This is a genomic window from Buchnera aphidicola (Macrosiphoniella sanborni) (genome assembly GCF_005080885.1).
In the GTDB taxonomy this organism is placed as follows: Bacteria; Pseudomonadota; Gammaproteobacteria; order Enterobacterales; family Enterobacteriaceae; genus Buchnera; species Buchnera aphidicola_AU.
In genome coordinates this window covers 541,312-553,444 of record NZ_CP034864.1, presented here as the reverse complement: position 1 = coordinate 553,444, position 12,133 = coordinate 541,312, and the positions used below count along the sequence as shown (strand labels likewise).

The window sequence follows — 12,133 nt, the reverse complement described above, 5'->3', positions numbered from 1 at the left end:
TATTAGATATAAAATTTTTATTTAATTATATTATATTTTCTATTATTATAAATTAAAAGAGAAAGAAAAAAAACTATACCATATAATATATTAGCACTGATTAAAGTTATATATAATCCTTTGTATTTTACTATTGGTCCAGTAATAACAAATGTTAGTAAAGTTCCAATGGTACCAAATAATAAAATTAAATTTATTAATTTTGGAGAAGGGTTTTTTGTTTGTAATGAAGCTAACGTAATAATAATAGTATAAATTGCACTTGAAAAAAAACCTAAACTAATAATTGTGCACTGTTGTGTTATAAAATTTTCGCTGTGAATAAAGAAATACATGATTACAGTAGATGTACCTGTTAGAAAAATAAAAACACGATTTAAATTAAAAAATTTAATTAAAACACTAAAACACCACATTCCTATCATATAAGACATCCAAAAACTACTTACTAAGGTACCTGTTTTGTTTATATTAATATTCATTATTTTAGTAGCATATTGTGGTACCCATGAGATAAAGCCTAATTGTCCTAAAATATAAAGTAATGCTGATAAAGATAATAAAAATACATTTAGATTCCACTTTTCTTTTGTTTCTTTAATGTTTTGAACATCTATTTTTAATTTTTCAAAATTTAAATTAATAGTAAGAAGAAAAATTAAAATATAAATAATACCTATACATATGTAATTCCAATACCATATAATTTTTTTTTCTAAAAGATACGCTGTAATAATTGGAAATATCATTCCAGACATACTAAAAAAAGAGTCAGTTAATAATAATTTTTGACTTCTTTTAGAATCTAAATATAAATTAGTAATTATAAAAGTTCCTATAGACATAGTAATCCCACTAACTAATCCAAGTATAAAAAGATTGATTGAAAATAAAAATAGATTATTAGATAAGACTATTCCAATTATAGCTAAGTTAGTCAGTATAAATCCAAATATTAGTTGTTTTTTTAATGATATCACTTCTATTAACCAAGAATTTAAAAAAATTGATATTAATATTCCTGCGTTTAAAAAAGTAAATGTATTACTCATTTGGGCTACAGATAAATTAAAATAATCAGAAATATTTCCTATAATCATTCCAGTAATTACAACTAATCCACCTGTAAAAGCATATGACAAAAAACTAATCCATGTAAGTCCTATTCGATTAATATTATTCATATTTTTACCTGTTTTTTTTATAACAACTACTATGAATATAGTATATTTTTTTATAAAATGAAATATATGATATATTAAAATATATTCAAATGTAATAATTCATTCTTCAATTATATTATTTTTTTGTTGAATTTTTTTAAATAAGAAGACAACAAAATGTTTTTAATATTATTAACGAAATAAGTTTAATTTTAATAAAATATGATGTATATTTTATCTAAAATTATAAATTTTATAATATTTTTGACAACATTTAACATTAATTAAAAAAAAGAATAAATAATAATAAAAAAAATTTTATTTTTTAGATTAATTTACAAGATAGAGGTAAATATTAATTCTTCTTACTTAATATTCTTATTCTGCTTATATTAGTAGTATTATTAGTAGTATTATTAGTAGTATTATATGATATTAATATATGATATTAATTCGTATAGTATTATTAAAGAGAATTCAATTGTAGTTATATTATCAGAAAAATTTGTTATAAAATATCGATATAATAATATAACCAAACAATTAAGAGGCAATAAAATAAGTAGTATATTAAAATAGCATTTTTAAAAATTTAGATGCTCTTTTAAATTATTAATCAAGAGATTTTTAAGAGGTTCTTGTATCTTTTTACAATCTGATAAAATAATAATTTTAATGCAATTAAAAAACATCAAAGTATGTTCTAAATTTTTTATGTTTAAAGTTATATACTTATTAATATTTTATATAGAACATATAAAAGTATTTTTAATAATTATATGTTAAATTTAAATGTATAAAATAATAATATTATCAACTGATTTTAAATAAAAAGAAATAATTAGAAAATTCTTTTCTCGTCAAAGATTGTAATATAATTACTTAAAATATTTGAAATCTTAAAGAATCTCTAATTAGTAAATTTTTTCTTATTAAAAAAATATAAAATTATATCTAAAAAATCAATGCATGTATAAAAAATATATATGTATATAAAAGAGAATTAATATCTAGTGTAGTTAGTTTAATTAGAGCGTGTATTCTTATTTTTTATATTAATCATTTTATTAAGACTAATACTATCTATAAAAGAATTAAATGAATACTAGTAAAAATAAATTAATACTACTGAAATAGATAAGATTACATAAGATTAATAAAAAATTTACATCATTAAAAAAAATGAAAATAAATAGGTAATCAATATGTAGTATTACATTAATTGGTATTACATTAATTAAATTAAATCGTATTATATTAATATAAATATCAAATATTGCATTTTCAAGAATAACAATTTCTTGATTTTTCTTTTTTTAAAAAGACATTTATTAAAAAATAAGTTTAATAAAAAAATTTTAAAATTATATAATTTATATTTTATATTAACAAATCATAAATAAACAAATAAATAATCAATATTTTGAATGACAAGTATTTTGAATGAATTATTGGATTATATAATGTTTATATAAAAAATGATAATAAAAAAATGAAAAAATGTTAAACATTTTATGTTTTATCGAGGTATAAAATGATTTTTTTTCTTCTAAAAAAAATAATTCTGTTCTTCTTGATATTATGTTTTATTCCAAAATCTTTTGCAATGTTAAAATCTGAATCTGATATTTATTCCATATCTCATGTACAAATAACAAATAAACTTCAAAATAATGATGAAAAATTAGGTTATTCTTTAGGTGTTTCCTTAGGAAGTTACGTTAATCAATCTTTTGAAAAACAAAAAAAAATAGGTATCAAAATAGATAAAAATAGTCTTATAGAAGGATTAAAAGATGCTCTTTCGGGTAATTTAAAATTGTCTTATGAAGAGATTTCATCAATATTAAAAAAATTTGAAACAATATTAAAAAAAGAAACTAATATTCAACTAGAAAAAAATTTAAAAGAAAATTTTTTTCAAGGGGAATTATATATGAAAAATTTTTCTAAAAAAAAAGGTGTACAGAAAACACCTAGTGGTCTTTTATATCTTGTAGAAGAACCCGGAGAAGGAAAAATTGTTACAAATGATACAAAAATTACTGTTCATTACAAAGGTACATTAATTAACGGTGTAGAATTTGATAATTCTTATATTCGAGGTAAACCTGTTTCTTTAATACTAAAAGATGTTATATTAGGTTGGCAAGAAGGTTTAAAATACATCAAAAAGGGTGGTAAAATTAAGTTAGTAATACCTCCAAATTTAGGATATGGATCAAAAGAAATTAATGGAATACCCGGTAATTCTACTTTAGTTTTTGATATAGAATTACTAGATGTAGTGTAGTGAATAATTAATTGTAAATAATATTTAAAACTTCTGATAATTTTATTGGTATAAAATATTAATTCATGAATTATACAATATTAGTAATGGGTGCGGCTTATGGTACTCAAAATGCGAGAACTGCTTTTCTATTTTGTCAATCTTTAATAAAAACAAAACATAAAATATTTAGTATATTTTTTTATGGTGATGGAGTATTGAATGCTAATGGAATGACTCAGCCAGAAAGTGATGAATTTAATTTAATCAAAGCATGGCAAAATTTGCATAAGAAATATCAAGTTAAATTACATATTTGTAACAGTGCTGCTCTTAGAAGAGGAATTGTAGATAATCAACAATCTTCAAAGATTAATTTAGCTATAGGGAATTTAGCGCTTTATTTTCAGATAAGTGGTTTAGTAGAATTAGCTTATGCTATTCAAATATCTGATCGTGTAATACAATTTTAATTTGGTATTTAAATGATAATGAAAAAAATTGCATTTATTTTTTCTCATGTTCCACATGGAACTAGTTTTGGTAGAGAAGGATTAGACGCTATTTTGAGTTTTTCATCTATCTTTAAAGAAATAGGTATTTTTTTTATTGGTGATGGTGTTTTTCAAGTCATTAAAAATTATCAACCAGAAAAGATTTTATGTCGTGATTATACACCTTCTTTTTCTATTTTATCTATGTATGATATTAAAAATTTTTATTGTTGTAAATCTTCATTAAGAATAAGAGGATTAAAAAATCATAAAAATTTTTTATTAAATATAACGATATTAGATGAATATTTTTTACGCTCAAAATTAGAGTGTTATGATGTAATAATAAATTTTTAAGGTTTATGAATATGTTACATATTTTGATGAAATCTCCTTTTGAAACTAATATTAATTTTCTTATAAGTATGTTAAAAAAATCAGATGATTTTTTAGCTCTTCAAGATGGTGTGCTAATTGGATTAAAAAATAATATTTTTTTAACAAAAATGATTAGATCTTCGGTAAGATTATATCTTATAAAAGAAGATGTGTATGCAAGAGGTATTCATAAAAATATTTCTACTAATTTTCGTTTAATTAGTTATATTCATTTCGTATCTTTAACACTTAACAATAAAAAACAGATGAACTGGTAATAAATTTTCTGTATCTTTATTTAATTAATATATCCAATCCTCAAATTCTTCATATTATAATAGTAAATATTTTTTTATTTATAAAATTTTAATATTTTCAGAAAATCAATGATAAAAATAGGAGTTTTTTATGGCCACAGTCAATCAATTGGTCCGTAAACCTCGCGTACGAAAAATTACTAAAAGTAATGTTCCAGCATTAAGTAAAAGTCCACAAAAAAGAGGTGTTTGTACTAGAGTTTATACAACTACACCTAAAAAACCTAATTCAGCATTACGTAAAGTATGTCGTGTCAGATTAACTAATGGTTTTGAAGTAACTGCATATATTGGCGGGGAAGGCCATAATTTGCAAGAACATTCTGTGATTTTAATAAGAGGTGGACGTGTTAAAGATTTACCTGGAGTAAGGTATCATGTTGTTAGAGGATCTTTAGATTGTGCAGGTGTTAAAGAGAGAAAAAAAGGACGTTCTAAATATGGAGTCAAGAAAGTAAAAGTATAAAAATACGATCAAAAATTATAGTAATAATTTTGTTATATATTTCAAAAATCAATGGAGTTTTTATGCCACGTCGTCGTATTATTAATGCTCGTAAAATTTTACCAGATCCAAAGTTTTCTTCAGATTTGTTAGCTAAATTTATTAATATTTTAATGGTAGATGGAAAAAAATCTATTGCTGAAGTGATTGTATATACTGCATTAAAAAACTTATCAAAACGTTCTGAGAAAAATGAATTGGAAGCATTTGAAATAGCTTTAGAAAATGTTCGTCCTACAGTAGAAGTAAAATCTCGTCGTGTTGGTGGATCAACATATCAAGTTCCTGTGGAAGTGAGACCAGTTAGACGAAATGCTTTAGCTATGCGTTGGATTGTAGAATCAGCTCGTAAACGTGCAGATAAATCTATGTCTTTACGTTTATCTAATGAATTGTATGATGCTTTAGAAAATAAAGGTACTGCAGTTAAGAAAAAAGAAGAAGTTCATCGAATGGCTGAAGCAAATAAAGCTTTTGCTCATTATCGTTGGTAATATTATTTTAATGATAAATTTAATACTATGAATTGAGACAATTATCTTAATTGAACTTTATCAAGTCTGAATTTGAACATTTAAAAATGAGAGAAAGATAATGTCTCGTATAACACCTATTACTCGATATCGTAACATTGGAATTAGCGCACATATAGATGCAGGTAAAACAACTACAACTGAGAGAATTTTATTTTATACAGGAATTAATCATAAAATTGGTGAAGTACATGATGGTGCTGCTACTATGGATTGGATGGAACAAGAACAAGAAAGAGGTATTACAATTACTTCAGCAGCTACTACTACTTTTTGGAGCGGAATGGCAAAACAATTTGCACCGCATAGAATTAATATTATTGACACACCAGGACATGTAGATTTTACAATTGAAGTTGAACGTTCAATGCGTGTATTAGATGGTGCCGTTATGGTATATTGTGCGGTAGGAGGTGTTCAACCACAGTCTGAAACTGTATGGCGTCAAGCAAATAAATACAATGTACCGCGTATAGCTTTTATAAATAAAATGGACCGTATGGGAGCTAATTTTTTAAGAGTAGTTGAACAGATTAAAACTCGTCTAGGAGCTAATCCTATTCCTTTACAATTAGCAATTGGTTCAGAAGATAGTTTTATTGGTATTATTGATTTAATTAAAATGCGTGCTGTATATTGGACAGATTCTGATCAAGGATTAACATTTACATACAAAAATATTCCTCAAAATATGATTGAATCAGCAAAAATATGGCATCAAAAATTAATTGAATCTGCAGTAGAAAATAATGAAGAACTTTTAGAAAAGTATTTGAATGAAATTCAATTATCTGAAATTGAAATTAAATCTTCTTTGAGAAAACGTTCCTTAAATAATGAAATTATGTTAATTACTTGTGGATCTGCTTTTAAAAATAAAGGGGTACAATCTTTACTAGATGCGATAATTGAATATTTACCTGCTCCTAATGATGTTCAAGATATTAAAGGTGTTTTAAATAATAGAAATAGTACTCCATCTATTAGACGATCTGATGATCAAGAACCTTTTTCTGCTTTAGCTTTTAAAATTGCAAATGATCCATTTGTAGGTAATTTAACTTTTTTCCGTGTTTATTCAGGAGTAGTAAAATCTGGAGATACTGTGTTTAATTCTGTTAAATCTCAACGAGAAAGATTTGGTAGAATTGTTCAAATGCATGCAAACAAAAGAGAAGAAATAAAAGAAGTATATGCAGGTGATATAGCTGCAGCAATTGGTTTAAAAGATGTAACAACAGGTGATACTTTATGTGATTTAAATCAACCAATTATATTAGAACGTATGGAATTTCCTGAACCAGTAATATCTATTTCTGTAGAACCTAAAACTAAAATTGATCAAGAGAAAATGGGTTTAGCATTAGCTCGATTAGCTAAAGAAGATCCTTCTTTTAGAGTTCGAACTGATCAAGAATCTAATCAAACCATTATTTCCGGAATGGGTGAATTGCATTTAGAAATTATAATTGATCGAATGAAAAGAGAATTCAGTGTTGATGCTAATATTGGAAAACCGCAAGTAGCATATCGCGAAACTATTCTTAAAAAGGTAACAGAAGTTGAAGGTAAACATATTAAACAATCGGGTGGGAGAGGTCAGTATGGACATGTTGTTATAGAATTATTTCCATTAACTCCTGGAGAGAAAGAATATTTATTTATAAATGATATAAAAGGAGGAGTTATACCTAATGAATATATTTCAGCAGTTGATAAAGGAATTCAAGAACAATTAAAGTATGGACCACTAGCTGGTTATCCCGTAGTTGATATTGGTGTTCGTCTTTATTTTGGTTCTTATCATGATGTTGATTCTTCGGAATTAGCTTTTAAATTAGCAGCAGCAATAGCGTTTAAAGATGGTTTTAAAAAAGCACATCCAATTTTATTAGAACCTATTATGAAAGTAGAAGTAGAAACACCAGATAATTATATGGGAGATGTTATAGGTGATTTAAATCGTAGAAGAGGTGTTATTGAAGGTATGAAAGATGTATCTATGTATAAAATTATTAATGCATCTGTTCCTTTATCTGAAATGTTTGGTTATGCTACTGATTTACGTTCACAAACTCAAGGAAGAGCTTCTTATTCAATGGAATTTTTAAAATATATAGAAGCTCCTTTAAATATATCAAAAGATATTATTGATAAAAAGGATAAGTAGAAAGATTTTTATAATTTATTTTGTTTAAAAAAAGTTTTTATCTAAGGAAAAAATAATAATGTCTAAAGAAAAATTTCAACGGTTAAAACCTCATATCAATGTAGGTACTATTGGTCACGTAGATCATGGAAAAACAACATTAACTGCAGCTATTACAACTGTTTTATCTAAAAAATATGGTGGTTCTGCACGAGCTTTTGATCAAATAGACAATGCTCCAGAAGAGAAAGCAAGAGGTATAACTATTAATACTTCTCATGTAGAATATGATACTGAGTTTCGACACTATGCTCATGTAGATTGTCCAGGTCATGCAGATTATATAAAAAACATGATTACTGGTGCAGCTCAAATGGATGGTGCGATTTTAGTTGTTGCTGCTACAGATGGACCAATGCCTCAAACTCGTGAACATATTTTACTTGGCAGACAAGTAGGTGTTCCTTATATTATTGTGTTTCTTAATAAATGTGATATGGTAGATGATGAAGAATTGCTGGAATTGGTAGAAATGGAAGTTCGTGATTTATTAACACAATATGATTTTCCTGGAGATGATACCCCTATTATTCGCGGTTCAGCACTTAAAGCATTAGAAGGTGATCCGGAATGGGAATCTAAAATTATTGAATTATCTAGATTTTTAGATAATTATATCCCTGAGCCAAAAAGAGCTGTAGATCAACCTTTTTTATTACCAATAGAAGATGTTTTTTCTATATCTGGGAGAGGTACAGTTGTGACAGGGAGAGTAGAAAAAGGTATAATTAAAGTAGGTGAAGAAGTAGAAATTGTTGGCATAAAAAAAACAACAAAAACCACCTGTACAGGTGTGGAAATGTTCAGAAAATTATTAGATGAAGGTCGTGCTGGAGAAAATGTAGGTGTTTTACTTCGTGGTACAAAACGTGATGAAATAGAAAGAGGTCAAGTTTTAGCTAAACCAGGTAGTATTCATCCATATACAACATTTGAGTCTGAAGTTTATGTTCTATCCAAAGAAGAAGGTGGGCGTCATACTCCATTTTTTAAAGGATATCGTCCTCAATTTTATTTTAGAACTACTGATGTGACAGGTTCTATTGAATTGCCAGAAGGTGTTGAAATGGTTATGCCAGGCGACAATATAAAAATGACTGTTACTTTAATTAATCCTGTTGCTATGACTGATGGATTACGATTTGCTATACGTGAAGGTGGTCGTACTGTTGGAGCAGGGGTAGTTTCTAAAGTTTTAATCTAATGATTAAATTAAAATATTTTATATTAATATTTATTTGAATATATTAAGAAAAGAGTACAAAAATGCTCTTTTCTTGATTAATTTTCATAATTTTATAGAAAAAATTTTAAATTTTTATTAATTATAATATAATTAAAAATTTATTTTAAATGGAAAATTGTTTAAAAATAAATTATGTGATATATATTAAATATATTTTATAAACAATACTCCTAATACAGGGGTTACAAATATTATTTAATTATATCTACTCTAGAATATAAATCTTCAGAGAAGATTAAATTTTTAATGTGTAAATAATTGGAGTTCTGGCTGATGCAGAACCAAAGAATCCGTATTCGCTTAAAAGCTTTTGATCATAGATTAATTGATCAATCAACTACTGAAATTGTTGAAACAGCAAAAAGAACTGGGGCACAAGTACGTGGACCTATTCCTCTTCCGACTCGTAAAGAACGTTTTACTATTTTAGTTTCTCCGCATGTCAATAAAGATGCACGTGATCAATATGAAATTCGCACGCATAAGCGTTTAATTGATATAGTAGAACCTACTGAAAAAACTGTCGATGCACTTATGAGATTAGATCTCGCTGCTGGTGTAGATGTGCAAATTAGTTTAGGCTAATAGATACAATTAAGGTGTTTAATACATGATTGGTTTAGTTGGTAAAAAACTTGGGATGACTCGTATTTTTACTAAAGAAGGTACTGCAATTCCTGTTACGGTCATTGAATTACAAGATAATCGAATTACACAAGTAAAAAATATAAATGCTGATTGTTACTGTGCCGTTCAAGTAACTACTGGAATAAAAAAAACAAATAGACTTAATAAACCAAAATCAGGTCATTTTTTAAAATCTGGGGTAGTACCTGGTCGCGGTTTATGGGAATTTAGAACTAAACAAAGTGATATTTTTAAAATAGGGGAAAGTATTAAAATTAATATTTTTAATAATATTAAAAAAGTTGATGTTACAGGTACAGCTAAAGGAAAAGGTTTTTCTGGTACGGTGAAGCGTTGGAATTTTCATACTCAAGATGCAACACATGGAAACTCTTTATCTCATAGAGCACCAGGTTCTATCGGTCAGAATCAAACTCCTGGTAGAGTCTTTAAAGGAAAAAAAATGGCAGGACAATTAGGGAATAATCGTGTTACTGTTCAAAGCTTAAAAATCGTATATATTGATGAAAATAAAAATCTTCTTCTAGTAAAAGGTGCTGTTCCCGGTGCTGCTGGTAGTAATCTTATTGTGAAACCAGCTATCAAGGTATGAGTAGTGAGGATTAAAACATGGAATTAGCAGTTAAAGATACACAAAGTGTTCTTAGTGTATCTAGAATTATTTTTGGTCGAGATTTTAATGAAGGGCTAATTCATCAAGTGGTTGTTGCTTATTCAGCAGGTAATCGACAAGGTACAAGAGCGCAAAAAAATCGTTCTGAAGTTTCTGGGTCTGGCAGAAAACCTTGGCGTCAAAAAGGTACTGGTCGTGCACGAGCAGGATCATTTAGAAGTCCAATTTGGCGATCAGGTGGTGTGACATTTGCTGCAAAAACTCAAGATCATAGTCAAAAAGTTAATAAAAAAATGTATCGTGGAGCATTAAAAAGTATTTTTTCTGAATTAATCCGTCAAAAAAGATTAATAGTTTTTGAAAATTTTTCATTAAATTCGCCTAAAACTAATCTTTTAGTAAAAAAATTACAAGAGATAAATTTAAAAAATGTCCTTATTCTTACAAATAAAATAGATAATAATTTATTTCTTGCATCAAGGAATTTGTATTCAGTTGATGTTAAAGACGTTCATTCTCTTGATCCGATTAGTTTAATTGCTTTTGAGAATGTTATTATTACTGTGGGAGCAGTAAAAAAATTAGAGGAAATACTTTCATGATTTCTGAAGAACGTTTATTAAAAATACTACTTTCTCCACACGTATCTGAAAAATCATCTCTATCTTTAGAAAAAGATAATACTATTGTTTTAAAAGTATTAAATAACTCAACAAAATATGAAATAAAATGTGCAATAAAAAAAATATTTAATGTCGAGGTAGATACAATAAAGACGTTAAAAATAAAAGGAAAAAAGAAACGTCAATCTAATCGTATTATAAAAAGAAGTGACTGGAAAAAAGCATATATTAAAATTAAAAAAGGGTATAATTTAGATTTTATAGGTAATACAGAGTAGTCGGAGGAAACAACAATGACAATTGTTAAATGCAAACCGACATCTCCGGGTCGTCGTCACGTAATTAAAATTATGAATAGAAATCTTCATAAAGGAAAACCATATTCTTCATTATTGAGAAAAAAAAGCAAAAGTGGAGGACGTAATAATAATGGTAGGATTACGACTCGTCATATTGGTGGTGGGCATAAAAGAGCATATCGCATTATAGATTTTAAAAGAAACAAAGATGGTATAGAAGCAAATATAGAAAGATTTGAATATGATCCGAATCGTTCTGCTCATATTGCTTTAGTATTATACAAAGATGGTAATAGAAAATATATTTTAGCTCCAAAAAATATTAAGATAGGAGATACTATTATTTCTGGTGCACAATCTCCTATAAAAGTAGGTAATTCTTTACCACTTAAAAATATTCCAGTCGGCACGTGTATCCATAATGTAGAAATGAAACCAGGAAAAGGTGGTCAAATAGCTCGTTCTGCAGGAAGTTATGTACAATTGGTTGCATTTGATCAAGAATATGCGACATTACGTTTACGTTCAGGAGAAATGAGGAAAGTACAATCAAACTGTAGAGCTACTATTGGTGAAATAGGTAATTCTGAACATATGTTAAAAGTTTTAGGAAAAGCAGGAGCATCTCGATGGGTTGGAGTTCGTCCTACTGTTCGAGGCACTGCTATGAATCCTGTAGATCATCCTCATGGAGGTGGTGAAGGAAGAAATTTTGGTAAACATCCAGTAACTCCCTGGGGCATTCAGACTAAAGGTAAAAAAACTCGTAAAAATAAACGTACTGAAAAATTTATTTTGCGTCATCGTAGAAAATAATTATAGAAAGGATGATT

Annotated in this window: 14 protein-coding genes; 13 read left to right on the top strand and 1 reads right to left on the bottom strand. The window is 26.8% G+C overall.

Annotated elements, in window-relative coordinates:
* Positions 1-17: 17 nt before the first annotated feature.
* Positions 18-1,184 (bottom strand): MFS transporter TsgA, encoded by a 1,167-nt coding sequence (tsgA, locus tag D9V74_RS02550; RefSeq protein WP_158362995.1) that lies wholly within the window; start codon positions 1,182-1,184, stop codon positions 18-20.
* A 1,513-nt stretch (positions 1,185-2,697) separates the two neighbouring features.
* Between tsgA and fkpA the strand changes: the two genes are divergently transcribed.
* The 13 genes from fkpA (at position 2,698) to rplB (ending at position 12,116) form a co-directional block, all read left to right on the top strand.
* Entirely contained in the window at positions 2,698-3,456 is a 759-nt protein-coding gene (gene fkpA, locus D9V74_RS02545) for an FKBP-type peptidyl-prolyl cis-trans isomerase (RefSeq protein ID WP_158362993.1), read from the top strand.
* A 65-nt stretch (positions 3,457-3,521) separates the two neighbouring features.
* Positions 3,522-3,908 (top strand): sulfurtransferase complex subunit TusD, encoded by a 387-nt coding sequence (tusD, locus tag D9V74_RS02540; protein WP_158362991.1) that lies wholly within the window; start codon positions 3,522-3,524, stop codon positions 3,906-3,908.
* A gap of 18 nt (positions 3,909-3,926) precedes the next feature.
* A complete protein-coding gene (tusC, locus tag D9V74_RS02535; protein ID WP_158362989.1) occupies positions 3,927-4,286 on the top strand; it encodes a sulfurtransferase complex subunit TusC in 360 nt (119 codons plus the stop codon).
* 11 nt (positions 4,287-4,297) lie between these two features.
* Positions 4,298-4,585: a sulfurtransferase complex subunit TusB gene (tusB, locus tag D9V74_RS02530; protein WP_158362987.1), complete on the top strand. Its 288-nt coding sequence runs from the start codon at positions 4,298-4,300 to the stop codon at positions 4,583-4,585.
* Between the two features lie 130 nt (positions 4,586-4,715).
* A complete protein-coding gene (gene rpsL, locus D9V74_RS02525; RefSeq protein WP_158362985.1) occupies positions 4,716-5,090 on the top strand; it encodes a 30S ribosomal protein S12 in 375 nt (124 codons plus the stop codon).
* 62 nt (positions 5,091-5,152) lie between these two features.
* Positions 5,153-5,623: a 30S ribosomal protein S7 gene (rpsG, locus tag D9V74_RS02520; protein WP_158362983.1), complete on the top strand. Its 471-nt coding sequence runs from the start codon at positions 5,153-5,155 to the stop codon at positions 5,621-5,623.
* 100 nt (positions 5,624-5,723) lie between these two features.
* On the top strand, positions 5,724-7,832 hold the full coding sequence (gene fusA, locus D9V74_RS02515) for an elongation factor G (protein WP_158362981.1): 2,109 nt from the start codon (positions 5,724-5,726) through the stop codon (positions 7,830-7,832).
* Between the two features lie 58 nt (positions 7,833-7,890).
* Positions 7,891-9,075, top strand: a complete 1,185-nt coding sequence (gene tuf, locus D9V74_RS02510; RefSeq protein WP_158362979.1) for an elongation factor Tu — start codon at positions 7,891-7,893, stop codon at positions 9,073-9,075.
* Positions 9,076-9,390: 315 nt separating this feature from the next.
* Positions 9,391-9,702, top strand: a complete 312-nt coding sequence (gene rpsJ, locus D9V74_RS02505; protein WP_009874476.1) for a 30S ribosomal protein S10 — start codon at positions 9,391-9,393, stop codon at positions 9,700-9,702.
* Between the two features lie 25 nt (positions 9,703-9,727).
* The gene (gene rplC, locus D9V74_RS02500) at positions 9,728-10,357 is read left to right on the top strand and encodes a 50S ribosomal protein L3 (protein WP_158362977.1); all 630 of its coding nucleotides are present in this window, start codon (positions 9,728-9,730) and stop codon (positions 10,355-10,357) included.
* Between the two features lie 17 nt (positions 10,358-10,374).
* Positions 10,375-10,980, top strand: a complete 606-nt coding sequence (gene rplD, locus D9V74_RS02495; RefSeq protein WP_158362975.1) for a 50S ribosomal protein L4 — start codon at positions 10,375-10,377, stop codon at positions 10,978-10,980.
* On the top strand, positions 10,977-11,279 hold the full coding sequence (gene rplW, locus D9V74_RS02490; protein WP_158362973.1) for a 50S ribosomal protein L23: 303 nt from the start codon (positions 10,977-10,979) through the stop codon (positions 11,277-11,279). Before rplD ends, rplW begins: the two co-directional genes overlap by 4 nt.
* 15 nt (positions 11,280-11,294) lie before the next feature.
* Positions 11,295-12,116 (top strand): 50S ribosomal protein L2, encoded by an 822-nt coding sequence (gene rplB / locus D9V74_RS02485; protein ID WP_158362971.1) that lies wholly within the window; start codon positions 11,295-11,297, stop codon positions 12,114-12,116.
* Positions 12,117-12,133 lie beyond the last annotated feature (17 nt).